Source organism: Sphingomonas sp. (assembly GCA_019635535.1).
Taxonomy (GTDB): domain Bacteria; phylum Pseudomonadota; class Alphaproteobacteria; order Sphingomonadales; family Sphingomonadaceae; genus Allosphingosinicella.
In genome coordinates, this window is the sequence record JAHBZH010000001.1 from 2626669 (window position 1) to 2646171 (window position 19503).

At 68.1% G+C, this 19503-nt stretch carries 19 protein-coding genes; 14 read left to right on the plus strand and 5 right to left on the minus strand.

The window, feature by feature from the left end; genetic code table 11:
• Positions 1-31: 31 nt before the first annotated feature.
• A complete protein-coding gene (locus tag KF780_13455; GenBank protein ID MBX3562805.1) occupies positions 32-865 on the minus strand; it encodes a metal-dependent hydrolase in 834 nt (277 codons plus the stop codon).
• Here KF780_13455 and KF780_13460 point away from each other — a divergent pair.
• From KF780_13460 to KF780_13470, 3 genes are read left to right on the plus strand one after another with little or no spacing between them, the layout of a single operon-like run.
• Positions 864-1496, plus strand: a complete 633-nt coding sequence (locus KF780_13460) for a TetR family transcriptional regulator (protein MBX3562806.1) — start codon at positions 864-866, stop codon at positions 1494-1496. The two genes, KF780_13455 and KF780_13460, sit on opposite strands and share 2 nt — an antisense overlap.
• A gap of 45 nt (positions 1497-1541) precedes the next feature.
• The gene (gene obgE, locus KF780_13465; GenBank protein MBX3562807.1) at positions 1542-2579 is read left to right on the plus strand and encodes a GTPase ObgE; all 1038 of its coding nucleotides are present in this window, start codon (positions 1542-1544) and stop codon (positions 2577-2579) included.
• Positions 2576-3499: an NAD(P)H-binding protein gene (locus KF780_13470; protein ID MBX3562808.1), complete on the plus strand. Its 924-nt coding sequence runs from the start codon at positions 2576-2578 to the stop codon at positions 3497-3499. Before obgE ends, KF780_13470 begins: the two co-directional genes overlap by 4 nt.
• Positions 3500-3702: 203 nt before the next feature.
• Here the strand turns inward: KF780_13470 and KF780_13475 are convergent, their stop codons facing one another.
• Positions 3703-4167, minus strand: coding sequence for a hypothetical protein (locus tag KF780_13475; protein MBX3562809.1), 465 nt, complete (start codon positions 4165-4167; stop codon positions 3703-3705).
• Between the two features lie 180 nt (positions 4168-4347).
• Between KF780_13475 and KF780_13480 the strand changes: the two genes are divergently transcribed.
• The 3 genes from KF780_13480 to KF780_13490 all read left to right on the plus strand — a co-directional run bounded on the left by KF780_13480 (position 4348) and on the right by KF780_13490 (position 7926).
• Positions 4348-4596 (plus strand): acyl carrier protein, encoded by a 249-nt coding sequence (locus KF780_13480; protein MBX3562810.1) that lies wholly within the window; start codon positions 4348-4350, stop codon positions 4594-4596.
• Positions 4597-4634: 38 nt separating this feature from the next.
• On the plus strand, positions 4635-5834 hold the full coding sequence (locus KF780_13485; GenBank protein MBX3562811.1) for an aminotransferase class I/II-fold pyridoxal phosphate-dependent enzyme: 1200 nt from the start codon (positions 4635-4637) through the stop codon (positions 5832-5834).
• A gap of 73 nt (positions 5835-5907) precedes the next feature.
• On the plus strand, positions 5908-7926 hold the full coding sequence (locus KF780_13490) for a response regulator (GenBank protein MBX3562812.1): 2019 nt from the start codon (positions 5908-5910) through the stop codon (positions 7924-7926).
• Here the strand turns inward: KF780_13490 and KF780_13495 are convergent.
• Complete coding sequence (locus KF780_13495) at positions 7883-8773, minus strand: hypothetical protein (protein ID MBX3562813.1); 891 nt, start codon at positions 8771-8773, stop codon at positions 7883-7885. The genes KF780_13490 and KF780_13495 overlap by 44 nt on opposite strands.
• A 159-nt stretch (positions 8774-8932) precedes the next feature.
• Between KF780_13495 and KF780_13500 the strand changes: the two genes are divergently transcribed.
• Positions 8933-9835, plus strand: a complete 903-nt coding sequence (locus tag KF780_13500; GenBank protein MBX3562814.1) for a hypothetical protein — start codon at positions 8933-8935, stop codon at positions 9833-9835.
• 31 nt (positions 9836-9866) lie between these two features.
• On the opposite strand, the gene KF780_13505 is transcribed toward KF780_13500, so the two are convergent.
• Together KF780_13505 and KF780_13510 are read right to left on the minus strand one after the other, a co-directional pair.
• Entirely contained in the window at positions 9867-10841 is a 975-nt protein-coding gene (locus KF780_13505; protein ID MBX3562815.1) for a diacylglycerol kinase, read from the minus strand.
• 5 nt (positions 10842-10846) lie between these two features.
• Entirely contained in the window at positions 10847-11356 is a 510-nt protein-coding gene (locus KF780_13510) for a DUF2141 domain-containing protein (protein MBX3562816.1), read from the minus strand.
• A gap of 168 nt (positions 11357-11524) precedes the next feature.
• Here KF780_13510 and lptF point away from each other — a divergent pair, with 168 nt between their 5' ends.
• The 7 genes from lptF (at position 11525) to KF780_13545 (ending at position 19474) form a co-directional block, all read left to right on the plus strand.
• Entirely contained in the window at positions 11525-12808 is a 1284-nt protein-coding gene (lptF, locus tag KF780_13515; protein ID MBX3562817.1) for an LPS export ABC transporter permease LptF, read from the plus strand.
• Positions 12805-13902, plus strand: coding sequence for an LPS export ABC transporter permease LptG (gene lptG, locus KF780_13520; protein ID MBX3562818.1), 1098 nt, complete (start codon positions 12805-12807; stop codon positions 13900-13902). Before lptF ends, lptG begins: the two co-directional genes overlap by 4 nt.
• Positions 13899-14231, plus strand: a complete 333-nt coding sequence (locus KF780_13525; GenBank protein MBX3562819.1) for a YnfA family protein — start codon at positions 13899-13901, stop codon at positions 14229-14231. The genes lptG and KF780_13525 overlap by 4 nt, the downstream gene beginning before the upstream one ends.
• Positions 14228-15745 carry an oligosaccharide flippase family protein gene (locus KF780_13530; protein MBX3562820.1) on the plus strand — a complete coding sequence of 506 codons (1518 nt, stop codon included), beginning with the start codon at positions 14228-14230 and terminating at the stop codon, positions 15743-15745. The genes KF780_13525 and KF780_13530 overlap by 4 nt, the downstream gene beginning before the upstream one ends.
• A gap of 427 nt (positions 15746-16172) precedes the next feature.
• Entirely contained in the window at positions 16173-17573 is a 1401-nt protein-coding gene (locus tag KF780_13535; GenBank protein ID MBX3562821.1) for an MmgE/PrpD family protein, read from the plus strand.
• Positions 17574-17602: 29 nt separating this feature from the next.
• Positions 17603-18394 (plus strand): NTP transferase domain-containing protein, encoded by a 792-nt coding sequence (locus KF780_13540; protein ID MBX3562822.1) that lies wholly within the window; start codon positions 17603-17605, stop codon positions 18392-18394.
• A gap of 357 nt (positions 18395-18751) precedes the next feature.
• Positions 18752-19474, plus strand: coding sequence for a sterol desaturase family protein (locus KF780_13545; GenBank protein MBX3562823.1), 723 nt, complete (start codon positions 18752-18754; stop codon positions 19472-19474).
• Positions 19475-19503 lie beyond the last annotated feature (29 nt).

The window sequence follows — 19503 nt, forward strand, 5'->3', positions numbered from 1 at the left end:
CTCCCCGGCCAGGGCCGGGGAGGAACCAGGCTCAGGCGTAGGCCGCCCGTTCCTCCTCGCGGGCGATCAATGCCCGGTCGTCATGGTTCCAGGGGTGGAACCGCGGCAGGAAGAAGGCGAACCAGGCGCCGAAAATCTTGCGCAGCATGCCGGGCCGCACCCAGGCGAACCAGAACATCCGCGCCCATGCCCTAGGCCCGGTGATCCCGTCCTGGCGCAACAGCTCCAGCGTCCCCGTCGTGCGATCGACGATGAAGTTGCGGGTGACGAACAGCATCACCTTGGCCTTCACCTTCCAGCGCTTGCGGCGCGTCCAGCCTTTCGTCGCGTGCAGCCAGGTGTCGTAGGCGACGCCCTTATGCTCGATCTCCTCGACCGCGTGCCAGCGCCACATCGCCGCGCTTTCCGCGTCGGCCCTGGCGAGATGGCGCGGATCGCGCAGCAGTTCGTGCGCCAGGATCGCGGTGAAATGCTCCAGGCACATGGTCGCGGCCAGGCTGACGATCGGTGGCCTGGCGCGGGTGATGTCGAGCCGGTAATCGACCTGATCCTCCAGCGCCTTGAGGTCATAGCCCGCGTCCAGCGCGCGCTTGTTGAACTGCACATGCTCGCGGCTGTGCATCACCTCCTGCGTGACGAAGGCCTTGATCTCGGCGGCGAGCTTGGGGTCCGTGCCTTCGCGGAACTTGCGGACGCTCTCGACGAAGAAGCCCTCGCCTTTCGGAAAGGTCGCCGACAGCGCGTTGTAGAAGGCGGTCGCGACGGGATCGCCGCCCATCCACCAGCGCTCCTGCCGCGCGCCCCGGCCGAAGCGGCGGTCGCGCGGCGTGATCGTCAAGTCGGCTGGTGTCACGGGGGCCGTCATGCTGTATCTCCTCGGGCGAAGGAGATATAAAATACTTACACAGGTGTCAATAAAGCGTGAGCGGCTGCACCCGCGGGAAAGCCGGGCCGCCGCTCTCGAAGCCGCGCGAAGGCTGCTGATCGAACATGGACCGCAGGCGGTAACGCTGAAGGCGGTGGCGGCCGAGATCGGCAAGACCCACGCCAATCTGCTCCATCATTTCGGCTCGGCCGCCGGGCTGCAATCGGCGCTCGCCGCCTCGATCAGCGACCGGGTCTGCGCCGGCATCGCCGATGCGGTGGTGAAGAGCCGCCAGGGCGAGGTGGATCCGATCGAGATCGTCGATCGCACCTTCGACGCGTTCGGCAAGGAGGGCGCCGGCGCGCTCGCCGCCTGGATGATCCTCTCCGGCAACAACGACGCGCTCAATCCGGTGCTGGAGGCGATTCACGGCCTGGTCGATCAACTGGGCGAAGGCCATGACAATCGCCCGGTGCACGAAATGACGCTGTCGCTGGTCCTCACCGCGATCGGCGATTCGCTGCTCGGCGGCCCGATGGCGGAAGCGCTGGGCCTGCCGCGGGGCAAGGCGCGCGAGCTGGCGCGCGGCCAGCTCATCGCCGCGCACAAGCGGCTGGAGGAGCAGAGCTAGGCTGACGCCCTTCCCTCCCCGCCCTCCACGCACTAAGTCGCCCCCATGCATTTTCTCGACCAGGCCAAAATCTATATCCGCTCCGGCGCGGGCGGGCCCGGCGCGGTCAGCTTCCGGCGCGAGAAGTTCATCGAATATGGCGGGCCGGACGGCGGCGACGGCGGCAAGGGCGGCGATATCGTGTTCGAGGCGGTCGAGGGTCTGAACACCCTGATCGACTTTCGCTATACACAGCACTTCCGCGCCCCGCGCGGCACCGGCGGCGCCGGTTCCAACCGCACCGGCGCGGGCGGCAACGATCTCGTCATCAAGGTGCCGGTCGGCACGCAGGTGCTCGACGACGAGCGCGAGAATGTCCTCGCCGACTTCACCGAGGTCGGCCAGCGCGTCGTGCTGCTGAAAGGCGGCGACGGCGGGCGCGGCAATGCCAGCTACAAGAGCTCGACCAACCGCGCGCCGCGCCAGCACGGCACCGGCTGGCCGGGCGAGGAATTGTGGGTCTGGCTGCGCCTCAAGCTGATCGCCGATGCGGGACTGGTCGGCCTGCCCAATGCCGGCAAGTCCACCTTCTTGAACGCCGTCTCCAACGCCAAGGCGAAGGTCGGCGACTATCCCTTCACCACGCTCCATCCCAAGCTCGGCGTCGTGCGCCACAAGGGGGTGGATTTCGTCCTCGCCGACATTCCAGGGCTGATCGAGGGCGCCGCGGACGGCGCCGGGATCGGCGATCGCTTCCTCGGCCATGTCGAGCGCACCCGCGTGCTGCTCCACCTGGTCGACGCCAATAACGAGGATGTCGCCGAAGCCTGGCGCACGGTGCGCGGCGAGCTTGAGGCCTATGGTGCCGGGCTGGACGACAAGCCGGAGGTGATCGCGCTCTCCAAGGGCGACACGATCGACGACGAGCTGGCCGAAGCGCTGGCCGGGGAGTTGCGCGAGGCGTCCGGCGCCGAGGTCTTCACCGTCTCCGGCGCGACCGGCGCGGGCGTCGAGGACGTGCTGGACGCCCTGCTCGGCCATAGCGGCCGGCTGGATCGAGGCGCGGCTGAAGATGCGCCCGAAGCAGGATGGTCGCCGTTATGAGCGCGGGACGAACCCTCGCCGTCACCGGCGCGACGGGCTTCGTCGGCTCCCACCTGCTCACCGCCGCGCGCGAAGCCGGCTACAACATCCGCGCCCTCACCCGCGGCCCGCGCGCGCCCGAGCCGGGCATCGCCTGGACAGAAGGCACACTGGACCGGCCCGACAGCCTCGCCGCTTTGTGCGATGGGGCCGACGCCGTCATCCACATCGCCGGCCTGATCAATGCGCCCGGCCGCGCCGGCTTCGCGGCGGTCAACATCGACGGCACCGCCCGCATGATCGACGCCGCCCGCGTCGCCGGAGTCGGGCGCTTCATCCACATCTCCTCGCTCGCCGCGCGCGAGGCGGCGTTGAGCGATTATGGCTGGTCGAAGGCGGAATCCGAGAAAGTTGTCGCCGCCTCGGGCTTCGACTGGACGATCGTCCGCCCGCCCGCCATTTACGGCCCCGGCGACCGCGAGACGTTCGAGCTGTTCAGGATGGCGGCGCGGGGTTTCGTCGCGCTGCCGCCGGCGGGGCGCTTCTCGATCCTCCATGTCGACGATCTGTGCCGCCTCATCCTGGCTCTGGTCGATGCGCCGGCCAGCGTCGGCCAGACCTACGAGCCCGACGACGGCGTGGAGAATGGCTGGGAGCATCGCCATTTCGCCCGCACGCTCGGCCGGCTGCTCGGCAAGAAGCGTCCTGCGACGGTGGCGATGCCCAAGGCGGTGATGGCGGGCGCGGCGCATGTCGATCGGCTGGTGCGGGGCGGCAAGGCGAAGCTGACGCCGGACCGGGTGCGCTATTTCTGCCATCCCGACTGGGTCGTCACCGCCGAGGCGCGCCCGCCCGCGACCTTGTGGACGCCGGAAATCCGCACCCAGACCGGCCTCAAGGCGACCGGCGACTGGTATCGGGCGCAGGGCTGGCTCAAATAGCCGAACGGCCTCGGCCGTCGCTTGGAATGTAGGATTTCATCTGTCAGGGTGATGCGATTCGGGCGCCCGTGCCCTGCTGTCCGGCTCTTTGAACCGTCCATGTCCAAGGCCCCTCATCGAACATCCTCGCGCGGGGGAGACTCCTCCCCCACGTGGCGTCAGGTTCGTCAACTTCCGCGTGTCGTCCGGCGGCCTGCCGACGGTCAGACGAGATATTCGATCACATAGGCCGTGCAGCTCGCCACCAGCCCGATCAGGAAGATTTTGTAGGCGTAGCTCAGCATCCGGTATTTCTTGTTCTGGAGCACGCAGCCGGCCTGGTAGATGTCGCGCGCCATCGTCCGGTAGAAACCGTCCTCGGTCTCCAGCCGGCGCGTCACCTCGTCGATGAACTCCTCCTCCTCCATCCGGCTGAAGGTGCCGAAGAAGAGGATGTTGGGCTGCCCGGTGGGTTTGCGCTTCCTGGTGATCGGCAGCACGGCGAGCACCGCGCAGATCGCCGAGAAGAAGGCCGCCCCACCCAGGATCAGCAACGGCAGCGGCGCCGCGCCGCCCCGCGCCTGGCTGACCGTGATCGTGAAGATCACGAAGGCCGCACCCATCAGGATGCTCGCCTTGTGATCCGCCATTGCGGACAGCTGGATCTGCGCCAGCTGCGCGGTGCGCATCATATGGACGGCGTTGACCGGATAGACCTTGCTGCTCTTGTTCGGATCTGCTTCCGCCACGGCTCCTGCCCTCCCCTGGCCGCCCCTGTCATCGCACGGTCACAATGACCTTGCCAAGCATTCGCCCTCTTCCCGCCCTATTCGCTTGGCACTGCAAGTTCGCCCTCCTAAAGGACCGACATGACCGACAGAGCCGAGACCTTCGCAAAGGTCGCCACCTTGATCGAGCCCTTCAACAAGAAGGGCGTGACGCTCGCCGAGACCACCACCTTCGCCGGCGATCTCGAATGGGACAGCCTGGTGGTGATGGACTTCGTCGCCAATGTGGAGGACGAGTTCGATATCCTGATCACCATGAACCAGCAGGCGGAGATCGAGACTGTCGGCCAGCTCGTCGATGCGGTCGACAGGCTGAAGAACGAAGGCTGAGCGCGCCGCCGTCGCTGCGCGCCATCGCGGAACCACGCATGACCGACCTCTTCTCGAAATTCGATCCGCTGATCGCCACCCGCGAAGGCCTGCTCGCGACCGGCGTCAAGGACCCGTTCGGCCTGGTGATGGAGAAGGTCCTCTCCCCCACCCGCGCGATCTGCAACGGGAAGGAGACCATCCTTCTCGGCACCTACAATTATATGGGCATGACGTTCGATCCCGACGTCATCGCCGCCGGCCATGCGGCGCTGGACGCCTTCGGCTCCGGTACCACCGGCAGCCGCGTCCTCAATGGCACCTATCAGGGCCACAAGGAATGCGAGGACGCGCTCAAGGACTTCTACGCCATGGATCACGCCATGGTGTTCTCGACCGGCTATCAGGCCAATCTCGGCATCATCTCCACCATCGCCGGCAAGGGCGATTATGTCGTCCTCGACATCGACAGCCACGCGAGCATCTATGACGGCTGCGCGATGGGCAATGCCGAGATCGTGCCGTTCCGCCACAACGATATCGGCGCGCTGGAAAAGCGCCTGGCGCGCATTCCGGAGGGCGCGGGCAAGCTGGTCGTGCTCGAAGGCGTCTATTCGATGCTGGGCGATGTCGCGCCATTGAAGGAAATGGTCGCCGTCTCCAAGGCCGCCGGTGCGATGGTGCTGGTGGACGAGGCCCATTCGATGGGTTTCATCGGCCCCAACGGCCGCGGCGTCGCCGAGGACCAGGGCGTGCTGGACGATTGCGACTTCATCATCGGCACCTTCTCCAAGTCGGTCGGCACGGTCGGCGGCTTCTGCGTTTCGAACCATCCCAAGTTCGAAATCCTGCGCCTGGTCTGCCGCCCCTATGTCTTCACCGCCTCGCTGCCGCCGAGCGTCGTCGCCACCGCCGCGACCTCGATCCGCAAGCTGATGGACGTCCCCGCCAAGCGCGCGCATCTGTGGGACAACAGCAAGCGGCTCCATGCCGGCCTCAAGGGGCTCGGTTTCCAGCTCGGCACCGACGAGCCGCAATCCGCGATCATCGCGGTGATCATGCCCGATCTCGAGAAAGGCGCGGCAATGTGGGAGGCGCTGCTGGAAGGCGGCCTCTACGTCAATCTCGCCCGCCCGCCCGCCACGCCGGCCAACATGACGTTGCTGCGCTGCTCGCTCTGCGCCGAGCACAGCGATGCCGAGGTGGATGAAATCCTCGCCATTTTCGAGAAAGCCGGGAAAGCCACCGGCATCATCTGAGGGAAGGCAAACTGAGGTGTCCACGGCCGAAATGCTTTCCATCTTGTTAACCTTGTTCTACTAATCCGCCGCCATGGCGGACGAAGGGACCGAACCCGTTCCCGAGGAGGGCGTCCCGTCGACCTGGCGGGCCGTGTGGGTGAGCGCCGCTGCCCTGCTGGCGACGCTCGCTCTTATCGCGCTCATCTTCATGATCACCTGGGCCAATCGTGCCCGCGACGATGCGATCGAATGGGAGCGGCGCACCTATGAAGTGGTCGTACTGACCCGCACGATCGACGCCGGCATCGCCCGATCGGAGGCCGCGCTCGGCCGCTACGTGCTCGACGAGCAGCGCCAGACCGGCACCGATTATTACAACGAATGGCGCGCGGCCAGCTACCAGATCGGCCAGCTCCGCCGCCTGCTGCGCCAGGATACGGAGCAGACCCGTCGCGCCGCCCGGCTCGCCGAATTGTTCGACCAACGCAACGGGGAGCTGGCGCCCGCCGCCAGCGCGGCGGAGCGGGGCGAGGGCCAAGGCGGGCTCGGACTGCTCTATCAAGCCGCCGCGGCGCCGACCCTGCCCGAGCTGCGCGAACTGTTGCAGGAAATCGCCCGCGCCGAGCGCGCCAATCTCAACCGGCGCATGGAGGAAACGCAGGGCTTCGTCGCCCGAGCCGATGCCTATACCGAATGGCTCGGCTGGCTCGCTATCCTGATCGGACTGGGCGCGGTCGGCCTGGCCGTGCTCGCCTGGCGCTCCTTCCTCGAAGGCAAGCGGGCGCGGCGCGAGGCGGAGAGCGAGGCGATCCGCGCGCTGCGGCTGGAGGATGCGGTGCAGGCGCGCACGCAGGAGTTGAGCGAAGCCAATGCCGCGCTGAAGTCGGAGGCCGCCGAACGCGCCGCCGCCGAGGAAAAGCTGCGCCAGGCCCAGAAGATGGAAGCGGTCGGCCAGCTCACCGGCGGCATCGCCCACGATTTCAACAATATGCTCGCAGTCGTCGTCGGCGGCCTCGATCTCGCGCGGCGCAAGCTGCACGGTCCCGCCCGCGAGGTGGAATTCCATCTCGACAATGCGATGGACGGCGCCACCCGCGCCGCCGCCTTGACCCGCCGCCTGCTCTCCTTCGCCCGCGCCGAGCCGCTGGTGCCCGAGGCGATCGCGCCGTCCGAGCTGGTCGAAGACATGCTCGAACTGGCCGACCGCGCGCTCGGCGAACGCATTCAGGTCCGCACCCGCTTCGCCGCCGAGTCCTGGCAGGTCTGGGCCGATCGCACCCAGCTCGAGAACGCGATCCTCAATCTCGCCGTCAACGCGCGCGACGCGATGGACGGCAGCGGCGCGCTCACCATCGCGGTGGACAATGTCACGTTCAAGGACGGCGTCGATGCGCTCGCGCCCGGCGATTATGTCCGCATCCAGGTGATCGACACCGGGCGCGGCATCCCGCCGGAGAACCTGCACCGCGTATTCGAGCCTTTCTTCACCACCAAGCCGCTCGGCAAGGGCACCGGCCTCGGCCTGTCCCAATTGTTCGGTTTCGCGCGCCAGTCGGGCGGCGACGTCACCATCGCCTCAGAGGTCGGCAAGGGCACGACCGTATCGGTTTTCCTGCCGCGCTCCGCCGCCACGGAAACCCGAACGGCGATGCGCGCCGCGACGCCGGACGCCGCCGCCATCGCCGACCGCACGGTCATGACGAAAGGCGGCGCGGCGATTCTGGTGGTGGAGGATGATCCGCGGGTCTGTCGCTCGACCGTGGATGCGCTGGAAGAGCTGGGCCATCGCCCGGTCGCCTGCGCCAGCGGGCCAGAGGCGCTCGACCTGCTCGCCGACGGCGCGGCGATGGATCTCGTCATCACCGACGTAATGATGCCGGAGATGACCGGCACCGAGCTCGCCGCCCTGATCCGTCAGCGCCACCCTGAGCTGCCGGTGATGTTCGTAACCGGCTATGTCGGCGAGGCCGGGGAGACCGAGGACCTGATCGGCGGCGAGCTGCTGCGCAAGCCGTTCACCGTCGCCGCTCTGGCCGACAGCGTCGCGGCGGCGCTGGCCGGCGCGGTCAGCGGATCGCCCCGCCCCGCCACAGGCGGGGCAGCAGCGTAAGCGCGCCCAGGATCGGCCAGCGCCGCTGCCAGGGCTTCACCTCGATCACCGTGCCGGCATGGCGATTGATCTTCCAGGCGATGTAATCGACCCCGCCGGCGAAGGTGGTGGTGGCCTTGGCAAGGCGGAGCAAAGTGAGCGCCTTGCCGCCGATCCTTCGCCGTCGCCAGGCCGATGCGCTCGCGTTGGTGCCGGCATCCGCCACACCGCCCGCCAGCACCGCGCCGCCGATCCGTTCGTAATAAGTGGAATCCGCATCGACGATCGATCCCGACCGTGCCGAGCGCTCTGCGCGCAGCTCGGCGCCATAAGTAAGCGCGAAGCCGGCACGGAACACCGCCAGCGGATCAGTCTCGCCGTCCGCCATTGTCGGCAAGGTCAGCGCGAACAAGGTAGGCGCGCAATTCGCCACGCTTGCGGCCACGCCCGCATCCGCCGCTGCATCCTTGGTCCAGACCAGCCGCGAAGGCTGCGCGAAACGCGCCCAGACCGAAACGCTGCCCGCATCGATTCCGCATTCCCGCGCGAAATCCTCTTCGCTGAGCACCGCATATTTGGCGATCAGCCCGTCATGCTCGAACGGAAAGACATTGGGGGGCACCGCCTTGTTGGCGAAGACCAGCCAGGAGCTGTCATAGGCGTCGCGATAGTCGGAGACGATCAGGTAGAAATCGAGCATCAGCCCGTCCAGCTCGCGCTGGCGCAGACACGAACCGTAGAACAGCACCGCCCGCGCCGCCTTCGGATATTCCGCCGCCAATGCCGCCGCCATCGCGCCCACGCGCGGATCGACAGGTTGCGCCAGTTCGGCGGAGACGAGGTCGGACAGGGAAGACGGGGCGTTCACCGGCCCGCTCTAGCCGCTCCGCCAGGATTGCGGGAGAGGGAAGCTACGGGGGTGGACTCCGGAGACGTAACGATTGACAATGGCCGCGTTCCCCCGGTGCGATCTAGCGAAGGGACGAGTGCCGCGTCGCTCTGTTTAACGAGACCGGAGCGCGAGAGCATGAACCGATCGATTGCGATGCATCTATTGTGCGCGGCCTTGCTGGTCGGCGCGTCGATCCCCGCTTCGGCCTCGCAATCTCCACCCGAGCCGGACGCGAGCGTCGATGAACAGCCAATGGACGAGGAAACCCGTCTTCGGACGGAAGCCGACGCGCGCTGGGAGCGATTGCAGGCCGAAGCCGAGGCGAGCCGGGCCGCCCAGCGCGCGGCGCAGGAAAATTACGAGCGTGGCGTCCGCGAGGCGGAGGAAGCCCGAGCACGCTATGAAGCCGAGGCCGCCCGACATCGCGAAGAGGTGACGCGAGCCCGCGAGGCGGAGGTCGATTACCAAAGGCGGCTGTCCGAGTATGATGTCCTGACCAGCGGCACCGCGCGCCGGCCCGCGCGAACGGACAGGCCGCCGCAACCGGGGCAGGCGGAGCGGGAACGGTCGACGCAAACGGCGCGGACACGACAGCGGCCCCGCGTCACGCAAGGCGATTGCGAACGGCGCGCGGAACAGCGGCAGCGGCGCGGCCGCGCGTTCGGTACCTTGCTCGGCGGGCTCGCCGAAGGATTGGGCGGCCGGCTCGGCGCCACCGGCGATCTCCTGTCCGGACTCACGTCGGTGGGCCAAGTGCTTGGCGAGGCCATGGTCGGGCTGCTCGATTGCGACGAGCAGGTGCAGGCGGCGAACGCCACCGAACTCGCCGTGCAGGGCGGCGTCGGCACGACCTCGACATGGAGCAGCGAGACCCGGCCCGGCGTGACGGGTTCCTCCACCGTCACCGCGATGGAGGAGGAGCCCGGCGGCGGCGCCTGCGTGACTGTGACCGATATCGTCATCATTGACGGCGAGGAGACGCGCGCGCCCAAGCGGATGTGCCGCCGACCGCCTTCAAACCGTTTCGTCCGGGTCTGAAAGGCCGCGCGACGCGGGTGTCGGTTCGGCGTCAGGCCGCCAGCCGCAGAAAGGGTACCGGCGCGGTCGGCTTCAGGATGATCGGGTGGTCGTCATTGGCTTCGAACATCTCGCCGTCCAGGATCACGCTGGAGCGGCTGCCCTCGATCCGGATCTCGTCACCCCGCTCGAGATGGACGCCGGTCAGCCGGTTGCGCCCCAGCCTCCCGCGCAAGGCGGCGACGAAGGCGCGCATCAGCGCGGGAACGCTGCGGTCGATCACCAGCAGCTGCATCGATCCCGCCTGCTGGCCGGCGCCACCCATATTTCCGTTGAACAGCAGCCGCTGCAGCGTCGTCACCATCAGGAAGGCGAAACGCCCCTGCAGCACGCCGCTCTTCGTCACCGAGACGGTGAGCGGGCTCGGCGGCAGCGGCAGGAAGCGCGCCGGCCGACCGATCAGCACCGCGAGCAGGCCGAGCATCAGGGTCAGCCCGTGCGCCAGCCAGTTGGGCAGGCCCAGCGGATAGATTTTGTGGCGGCAATAGAGGATCGTGTCGGCCAGCCCCGCGCCGCCGAGAAACATACCGAGCACCGGACGGGCATGGCCGTCGCCCTCGCTGAGCGCGATCAGCTCGCGGCTGACGATATTGGCCGACATGTCGGTGCGGGCCAGCTCCAGCACACGCCTGAGTGCCGCGATCGGATCGCCGTCGGCGCCGAGATCGTGGGCGATGAGGTTGGTCTTGCCGTTGGGCAGCACCGCCACGGGAGGCGGCGCGTCGCCGAAATGGCCCCCATGATAAAGCTCGGTCAGCGCCGCCTGGACGGTGCCGTCGCCGCCATTGACGACCAGCACCCGGGGCTTCACCCGCGCGATGCTGCGCAGCGCAGCGCCGATCTGGCCGACCTCCTCCACCTCGTAGTGAAAGATATCGCGCTCCTCCGCGCAGAAGGCGCGCACGCGCGGCAGCAGCGACTGGTTGCCGGTCGAGCGCGGATTGGAGAGGAGGGCGACCAATGCCATGCGCGTCAGCCCCGCACTGGCCGGATGGACAGGCCGAAGCGATAGTTGAGCACGACGTTGATCGGCAGCACTTCGTTGCCGACGTCGATCGCCACCGCGCTCGCGCGCGGGCGCAGATTGGTGAGCGAAACGCGCGGATTGCGCGAGAAGCCACCGCCGTCGCTCCAGCCCGAGCGGCCGTTGCCGTCGAGATCGTGGCGCACCGCGATCGCATAGCTGCCCGCGCGCGGCACGGGGACGCACACCCGCATCGCGCCGGCGCGCGTCACCGGCACGTCGATCCGCTGCAGCCACTGGCCCCGCTCCAGGAAGGAGCTGTCGGCGCGATAGAGCGAGACGCGAAGATCGCCGGTCCGCTCCTTGAAGCCGTCGACGGAAACGAGCACGGCGCCCTGCCCGCCACCCCGGCAGGCGGCGGCATGCTGGCCAAGGATCGATTGCGCGGCGGCGGGCGCCGCGGCGAGCGCGGCGACAGCGATGCCCAGGGCCGCTGCGGTGGGAAGGAATTTCGACATGATCACGCCACTCCAGGAGCTGCCACCCCGGCCGCGCGAACGGCCCGGGCGATGGTGACTCCCCCATTGCGTGCCTGATCGCCCAGCGATGCGGCCAAAATGTGGTCATGGAGCGTCAGAAGTTGGGGACAGGCCCTTGCGCCTCTCTTGTGCAGGCCCATTTCGCGCATGACCGCGCACCGCGCGGCGGTTATAGACTTCGCCTCCCGTTCTTCGCCGTACCGGAAAGCCGCCTCTTTGAGTTTCGCGACGCAAATCGACCGCTACCTGGCCCGGCTGATCTTCGTGCCGCTGGTCGGCACGCTCGTCCTCGCCGCGATGCTGCTGCTGCTCGAGAAGATGCTGCGCCTGTTCGATTTCGTCGTCAGCGAGGGCGGACCGGTCAATGTCGTGTGGCGGATGATGGCCAATCTCATCCCCGAATATCTCGGGCTGGGCATTCCGATCGGGCTGATGCTCGGCATCCTGCTCGCCTTCCGCAAGCTCGCTTTGTCGTCGGAGCTGGATTCGCTGCGCGCCGTCGGCATCGGCTACGGCCGGCTGCTGCGCGTCCCCTTCCTCTACGCGATCGCGCTGATGGCGGTGAACGTCGCCATCGTCGGCTTCGTCCAGCCTTATGCCCAATATGCCTATCAGGAGCTGCGCTTCGACCTGCGCTCCGGCGCGCTGGGCGCGTCGATCAGGGTCGGCGAGTTCACCAATTTCGGGCGGCGCATGACGCTGCGGGTCGAGCGCAGCGAGAATAATGGCACCGATCTGCACGGCGTGTTCCTGCGCGCCGAGACGGGCGGCGGGCGCACGCTCGCCGTGACCGCCGATCGCGGCACCTTCCTCGCGACCGAGGATCCCAATGCGATCGTGCTGCGCCTCGCCAACGGCCGGCTGGTCCATGACGAGCCCGGCTTTCCGACCCCCCGGGTGCTGAGCTTCGAGCGCTACGACCTGCCGATCGACCTGCCCGCGATCGAGGCGTTCCGCGGGCGCGGCAATCCGCTCGACGAGCTGACATTGCCCGAGCTGTTCCGCGAAGGCGGGGCGGCTTCGGCCGACCAGGAACGGCGCAACGCCGCGCGCGCCAATCTCCATTTCCGGCTGGTCGAGATCGCGATGATCCTGATGCTGCCGCTGCTTGCCGTCGCGCTCGCCATCCCGCCCAAGCGCAGCACGTCCGGGCTCGGCATCTTCCTGTCGATCGTGATGGTCGTCACCTATCACAAGGTGAACCAATATGCCGAGCAGATGGGCGCGCTCGGACGGTTCGATCCGCTGATCGCGCTGTGGGCGCCGTTCCTTCTGTTCGCCGCGCTGATCGCCTGGATGTACTGGACCGTGGCGCACAAGCCGGGCGGCCAGCCGATCGGCGCACTCGAACGCGTCTTCGCGATGCTCGGCAAGCGGATCGGTAAGCTGCTGGGCCGGCGCCGACGGCGCCAGCTTCAGGCCGCCGAATGATCAATCTCAGCTTCTTCCCGTCGCGTCCGATCGCCTTCTACATGGCGCGGCTGTTCGTCGTGCGCAGCCTCGCCGTGCTGGCGATGCTGGTGGTCGTGCTGATGACGCTCGACCTGCTCGGCAATTCGGGTGAGATCCTGGCGGTGGCGGGCAATGGCGACGCGGAGCTGTGGCGCTATGTCGGTCTCAGGCTGCCGCAGCTCGTCAACCGCTTCCTGCCCTTCTCCGTCCTGCTCGGCGCGCTGATCACGCTGGTGACGCTCAACCAGAACAGCGAGATCGTCTCGATGAAGGCGGCGGGCATTTCGGCCCACCAGATCATTGCGCCCCTGATCCTCGCCGCCTCGCTCTTCGCGCTGGTCCATTTCCTGTTCAACGAGCGGATCGTGACCCGCGCCAATGCCGCGCTCGACGCCTGGGAAGCGGCCGACTGGGGCCCGGTGCCGCCGGGCAGCGGCGTCCAGAACAACGTCTCGCTCGCCCATGGCGACGATCTGATCTTCGTGCGTCAGGTGAGCGGGCGGGGCGACGGCGTGCGCCTCGCCGGCATCGCCATCTATGAGCGTGCTGGCGGCACGTTGCGGCGGATCACGCGCGCCGAGACCGGGCGGCGGACCGGCGACGGCTGGGCGCTGACCGGCGTCACTCTGTTCGATCTGGACAGCGGACAGCAGGCCCAGGCTCCGACCCTGACCTTCGGGCCCGACATCACGCCGGACCAGTTCACCCTCGCCCGCGTCGATCCGGACGAGCAGGACTTCATGACGCTGCGCCGTTCGATCGCCGAGTTGAAGGCCGCCGACCGGCCGGTGGACTCGCTCCAGGCCAATCTGTGGCGCAAGATCGCCGCGCCGATGTCGTCGATCCTGATGCCCCTGCTCGGCGCGATCGCCGCCTTCGGCCTCGCGCGATCGGGGCAGGTCTTCGCCCGCGCCGTGCTCGGCATGGCGCTCGGCTTCGCCTATTTCGTCGCCGACAATTTCGCCCTCGCCATGGGCAATTTCGGCGCCTATCCGCCCTTCCTCGCCGCCTGGGGGCCCTTCCTGCTCTTCGCGCTGGTCGGCGAGGCGGTGCTGATCCGGACCGAGGAATGACGCTTCCCGCCTATGTGGCCGCGGCCCTGTTCGAGATCGCGGGCTGCTTCGCCTTCTGGGCGTGGCTGCGGCTCGACAAGTCGCCGCTCTGGCTGATCCCCGGCATGGCCAGCCTCGCCGCTTTCGCCTGGCTGCTGACCCTGGTCGAGACCGATGCGGCGGGGCGGGCCTATGCCGGCTATGGCGCGATCTACATCACCGCCTCGCTCTTCTGGCTCTGGGCGGTCGAGGGCGTGCGGCCGGACCGGTGGGACACGATCGGCGCCACCATCTGCCTGATCGGCGCGGCGATCATCATCCTGGGCCCACGCACGCCGGGCGCGGCGTGAGCGAGGCGGGGGGCAGGCCCGCCGTCACCCGCGACGAGGTCGCGCGCGGCGCGGCGCTGGCGGGGCTGGCACGGCTCGGCGCGCTTATCGAGGCGCTGGCCCAGCCGCTCTACACCTGGCTGTTCGGCATCGCGACCTACGGCATCTATGTCGTGCTCTGGGCCGCGATCAGCCTCGCCACCAACCTGACCGGCCTCGCCATGACCGCCGCGCTCCAGCGCATCGTGCCGACCCGGGCGAGCGAGGCCGAGGCGCATGGCGCGGTGAAGCTCGCCCTGATCGCCTCGGTCGGGCCGGCGGCGCTGCTGGCGCTGATCGTGACGCTCAACGCCGAGGCGGTCGCGAGCATCTTCTCGGTCGCGCCGCAGGATGCCGCGCGGCTCCCCACCGCCATCGCCCTGTTCGCCTGGGCGCTGCCGCTGTGGAGCTTCGTCGAGACCGCCACCGCGGCGGCCCGCGCCCGGCGCGCCTTCGGGCCGGAAATCCGCCTGCGCATCTTCTGGGAGCAGATCGCCCGCATCCTCTTCGCGCTCGGCTTCTTCCTGCTCGGCTTCGCGACCGAAGGGCTGATGCTCGCTCATCTGAGCTCGCTCGGCCTCACCGCCCTGCTCTGCGTCCGGCTGCTCGGCCGCTATTACGACCTTCGCCAGCTCCTCGCCGCGCCGATCCCCGCGCGGCTGCTGCGCGAGCTGCTGATCTCCGGCGCAGCCCTCCTGCCCGCCGATCTTTCCCGCCGGCTGCTGATCGACGCGCCGGCGCTGGTGCTCAACCTCCTCTTCCCCGGCGCGGCGGGCGCGGCGGCGGCGGGGCTGTTCGAGATCGCGCGCAAGCTCTCCACCGTGCCGCTGATCGTGCGGCAGGCCTTCCAATATGTGCTCGGCCCCCTCTCCTCCGCCCAGGCCCATGTCGACCGCGCCGAGGTCGCGCCGCTCTACCGCTTCGCCAGCCGCGTCTCGACCGCTTTGGTCGTGCCGCTGGCGGGCCTGCTGATCTTCGCCGGGGTCGACATCCTCAGCATCTACCGCCCCGAGGCGGCGGCCGCGCTGCCGATCCTCTACATCCTCGTCGCCGCGCGGGCGTTCGAGGCGGTTGTGGGGCCGGCCTCCACTCTGATCGAGATGATCGGCCACCGCGCCTTGCCTTTGCTCAACAGCCTGATCGCCGCCATCGCCTGGGCGGCGCTCGCCATCTGGCTCGCCCCGGCTTACGGCGCGATCGGCATGGCGATCGCGGTCGGCGCGGCGACCATGGCCTCCTCCTATGCGGCGACGCTGGAGCTGCGCGTCGCCGACCGGCTTTCGCCCTTCGACTACAAGCTCTTCCAGGGCCTCGGCGTCGCGCTCGTCGGCGTCGTCCTGATGGCCGGCGCCGCCTGGGCGGCGGGCGGCCCGCTGCGCTTCGCCCTCGTGCTGGCGCTGTGGGCCGCGACAAGCTGGCTGGCCCTGCGCCACGGCCTCACCCGCGACGACCGCCTCGCGCTCGGCGGCGTGGCGCGCAAGCTGCGGCTGGTGTGAGCGCGCAGAGGGATAAGTTGACAAAGTTGACAGGGTGAGGGGTGTTTTGGCGGGGGCGCCCGGCCGCAACGATGGATGAATGGCGGTGATATCAAAGAGCCGGGGAAACGGGGCAAGTCCCGAGTCGGACGCCACCTGACAGAGCTTTTCCTATTTGTATCCAACAATCGTTAGTGGCGGCTATCGGCCGTTCCCGCCTTTTCTCCCCTCCCTGCAAGGGAGGATGATCAGGTGCGAATGTCCCCCGGACATTCGCAGCCCTGTCCGGGGGACAGGGCGACCTGCTCATGGAGGTGGGTAGCGCCGAAGACGCTCCTAGGGCTTGATCGAAAGCTCGCTGCGCTCGCACCCACCCCTAGCCCCTCCCTTCCAGGGAGGGGAATTCAGGCCGGTTCCCTTCCTCCGCCGAACCCCCTATCTCCCCGCCATGACCGATACCCCCATCCTCGCTTACGGCCGCTGGATTGCGGAAACGCCGGACGACTGGCCCGAGGCAGCGGTCGAGGCGGCGCGGCGGCAGTTCATCGATGTGATCGGGGTTTCGATCCCCGGTGCGGTCGAGCCCGTGACGCGGCGGGTGTTCAAGACGGTGGCGGAATGGGGCGACGGGCCTTCGACGGCGATCGGGTTCGGCCGGTCGCTGGCGCCGCCCTGGGCCGCGCTGGTGAACGGCACGGCGGCGCATGCGCTCGACTTCGACGACAATTTCGATCCGGCCAAGGCGCATGCCACCGCCGTGCTGGTGCCTGCGATCCTGGCGCTGGCCGAGGCGGAGGGTGCGTCCGGGCGGCAGTGCATCGACGCCTATATCGCGGGCCTCCAGATCCTCGGCCGGGTGGGGCAGGGGGTGAACCCCGTGCACCGCAACCGGGGCTGGCACGCGACCGCCACGGTCGGCGCGATCGGGGCGGCGGCTGCCTGCGCGCGGCTGCTGAAGCTCGATGCGGAGCGTGCAGCCTATGCGGTGTCCATCGCGACCAGCATGGCGGCGGGCTTCATGTCGCAGTTCGGCACGATGACCAAGCCGCTCCATGCCGGCCTCGCCGCCAAGTCCGGCGTGATGGCCGCCAGCCTCGCCCGCGCCGGGATCGACGCCGGGCGCGACACTTTGGACGGGGCGACGGGCATGAACCGGCTGATGGTCGGCCCCGATTACGAGGCGCTGCGCGGTGGGCTCACCCATGTCGAGCATGGCCAGAATTTGCGGTTCGAGACGGCCAGCATCGGCGAGCCGCTGCTGATCCTCTCCAGCGGGCTCAAGACCAAGCGTTTCCCGAATTGCGGCAGTGCGCACCGCGCGATGGACGGTATTTTAACCCTAAAGCAAAATGAGAATATCACACCGGATCAGGTGGATGCGATCCATGTCTATGCCCCGGTCACACATCTCAACAATCTGATGTACGCCGATCCGCAGGATGCGCTGCAGGCCAAGTTCAGCCTGGAATATGGCGTGGCCTGCGCGCTCGTGACGGGCAATGCGGCGCTCGGCGACTTCACCGACGACGCGGCGATGCGGCCGGACATCCGCGTGCTCTATCCGCGCATCCATCGCCATCCGGTGGACAAGGCGGAGGGCGAATTCCCGACCCGCGTCGAGGTCATTCTGACCGACGGGCGGCGGTTCGAGACGGAGGTGCCGATGCCGGCGGGCAGCCTTGCCGCGCCGTTCACGATGGCGCAGGTCTGGGCGAAGCTGGACGGCTGCGCGGCCAGGTCGATCGCGCCGGATGCGCTCGAAGACCTGCGCGGGGCGCTTGCAAAGCTGCCGCAATTGCCGTCTATCGCGCCCGTGACGGCGCCGCTGAGGGGACCGTTCCCCTCTTGAGAAGCGCCGAACCGGGAGACGAGGCCGACATGACCGACACGCGCTATGCGGCGCTGGTGCTCGCCGCCAGCCGGGGCAATCTCGATCCGCTCGCCAAGGCCGGCGGCGTCAGCCACAAATGCTTCATCGACATCGCCGGCCAGCCGATGCTGCGCCGGGTGGTCGCCGCCGTGCTGGAGTCGGGGCGGATCGGCCAGACCATCGTCGCGATCGAGGAAGAGAGCATCGAAGAGGCCAAGGAGATTCTCGCCGGCCTGCCCGGCGCGGACGCCATCTCCTATGTCCCCAGCCGCGACACTATCGCGACCAGCGTCGCCGCCGTGGCGAGCGCGGACATGCTGCCGCTCGTCATCACCACCGGCGACAATGCGCTGCACACGGCCGAGATGGTCCGTTTCTTCTGCGACGCGCTGGACGGCGTGGAGGCGGACGCCGCTTTGGGCCTGACGCCCGCCAGCTACGTGCTGGAGAAATATCCGGAAGGGAATCGCGCCTTCCACCGCTTCCGCGACGGCGCCTTCTCCTCGTGCAACCTCTATGCGCTGCTGACCCCGAAGGGGATCGAGGGGGCGCAGGTGTTCCGGGGCGGCGGCCAGTTCGGCAAGAAGCCCAAACGGCTGATCGGCGCCTTCGGCCTGTTCGCCTTCCTCCTCTACAAGAGCCGGCTGTTCACCCTGCAGACCGTGCTGAACGCGCTGTCGCGGGCGGTCGGCGTGAAGACCAGACCGGTGCCGATGCCCTTCGCCGAGGGGCCGATCGACGTGGACCGGCAAGTGGACTGGGATCTGGCGAACCGGATCGTGGCGGCGCGGGAGGGCTGAACCTTCCCGTCATTCCAGCGAAAACTGGAATCTACCTTTTCTTCTTCGCGTCTTCGCGCCTTCGCGTGAAATAAGCAGCCTGGTTCACGCGAAGACGCGAAGGAAGGAATGGAAAGAAGCTGGATTCCCGCTTTCGCGGGAATGACGATGGGTTGATGCGGCCCGTCCCGCTTTCCGACCGCCCTCTCCGCGCCCCAAAAGCGCCTTATTGCGCATTCATCTGGCCGTCACATATCGGGGCGCAAAGGCGCTCCCTTCGTCGCGCCGGACGCGCTACAAGGATATCGGACAAGAGACGTGAAGATCGCCCAGACCCTCCGCCCGTCATTCTGGCGCCGCGAGCATCATCTCGACAAGATGACGCTGCGCGAGCTTGTGATCGCCTATTTCCAATATCCGGCGATCATCGCCTATCTGCTGCTCGCCGCCGCCTCGATCGGCGCCTTCGCCTGGCAGCCGGCGCCGCTGGTGCCGACCTTACTCGCCATCGGCGTGGCCAGCGTCGCCTATCCGCTCATCTGGTACCTGCTGCACCGCTGGGTGCTGCACAGCCGCTGGATGTTCAAGATGCCGCTGCTCGCGTCGACCTGGAAGCGCATCCATTACGATCACCACCAGGATCCGAACCATCTGGAAGTGCTGTTCGGCGCTCTGCACACGACGCTGCCGACCATCGCGCTGGGCGTGATCCCGATCGGCTATGCGATCGGCCTGCCCTGGGACGCCAGCTTCGGCGCCGCCGCGATCGCCTTCGCGACGGGGCTCATCACGACCTGCATCTACGAATTCGTCCACTGCATCCAGCATCTGGCCTACAAGCCCAAGCACAAGCTGCTGGTCGAAATGAAGAAGCGCCACATGGCCCATCATTTCCACGACGAGAACGGCAATTACGGCATCACCACCTTCTTCTGGGACAAGGTGTTCGGCACCTATTACGACCGCCCCGAGCGGCCCGCGAAGAGCCCGACCGTGTTCAATCTCGGCTACACGCCGGAGGTGGCGGAGCGTTATCCCTGGGTGGCGCAGCTCTCCGGCGGCGTGGCGACGGGGCATCCGCGGCAGCGGGACCGGGACTGAGCTTCCCCTCGACTGTCTCTTTGACCGGC

Excerpts from the sequence above, each read along its gene's own strand:
- KF780_13480 (MBX3562810.1), top strand. The coding sequence starts at position 4,348 with ATGACCGACAGAGCCGAGACCTTCGCAAAGGTCGCCACCTTGATCGAG.
- obgE (MBX3562807.1), top strand. The coding sequence starts at position 1,542 with ATGCATTTTCTCGACCAGGCCAAAATCTATATCCGCTCCGGCGCGGGC.
- KF780_13475 (MBX3562809.1), bottom strand. The coding sequence starts at position 4,167 with ATGCGCACCGCGCAGCTGGCGCAGATCCAGCTGTCCGCAATGGCGGAT.
- KF780_13505 (MBX3562815.1), bottom strand. The coding sequence starts at position 10,841 with ATGGCATTGGTCGCCCTCCTCTCCAATCCGCGCTCGACCGGCAACCAG.
- lptF (MBX3562817.1), top strand. The coding sequence starts at position 11,525 with ATGACCGCGCACCGCGCGGCGGTTATAGACTTCGCCTCCCGTTCTTCG.
- KF780_13510 (MBX3562816.1), bottom strand. The coding sequence starts at position 11,356 with ATGTCGAAATTCCTTCCCACCGCAGCGGCCCTGGGCATCGCTGTCGCC.
- KF780_13535 (MBX3562821.1), top strand. The coding sequence starts at position 16,173 with ATGACCGATACCCCCATCCTCGCTTACGGCCGCTGGATTGCGGAAACG.
- KF780_13545 (MBX3562823.1), top strand. The coding sequence starts at position 18,752 with ATGACGCTGCGCGAGCTTGTGATCGCCTATTTCCAATATCCGGCGATC.
- lptG (MBX3562818.1), top strand. The coding sequence starts at position 12,805 with ATGATCAATCTCAGCTTCTTCCCGTCGCGTCCGATCGCCTTCTACATG.
- KF780_13500 (MBX3562814.1), top strand. The coding sequence starts at position 8,933 with ATGAACCGATCGATTGCGATGCATCTATTGTGCGCGGCCTTGCTGGTC.
- KF780_13455 (MBX3562805.1), bottom strand. The coding sequence starts at position 865 with ATGACGGCCCCCGTGACACCAGCCGACTTGACGATCACGCCGCGCGAC.
- KF780_13460 (MBX3562806.1), top strand. The coding sequence starts at position 864 with ATGCTGTATCTCCTCGGGCGAAGGAGATATAAAATACTTACACAGGTG.
- KF780_13540 (MBX3562822.1), top strand. The coding sequence starts at position 17,603 with ATGACCGACACGCGCTATGCGGCGCTGGTGCTCGCCGCCAGCCGGGGC.
- KF780_13485 (MBX3562811.1), top strand. The coding sequence starts at position 4,635 with ATGACCGACCTCTTCTCGAAATTCGATCCGCTGATCGCCACCCGCGAA.
- KF780_13525 (MBX3562819.1), top strand. The coding sequence starts at position 13,899 with ATGACGCTTCCCGCCTATGTGGCCGCGGCCCTGTTCGAGATCGCGGGC.
- KF780_13470 (MBX3562808.1), top strand. The coding sequence starts at position 2,576 with ATGAGCGCGGGACGAACCCTCGCCGTCACCGGCGCGACGGGCTTCGTC.
- KF780_13490 (MBX3562812.1), top strand. The coding sequence starts at position 5,908 with ATGGCGGACGAAGGGACCGAACCCGTTCCCGAGGAGGGCGTCCCGTCG.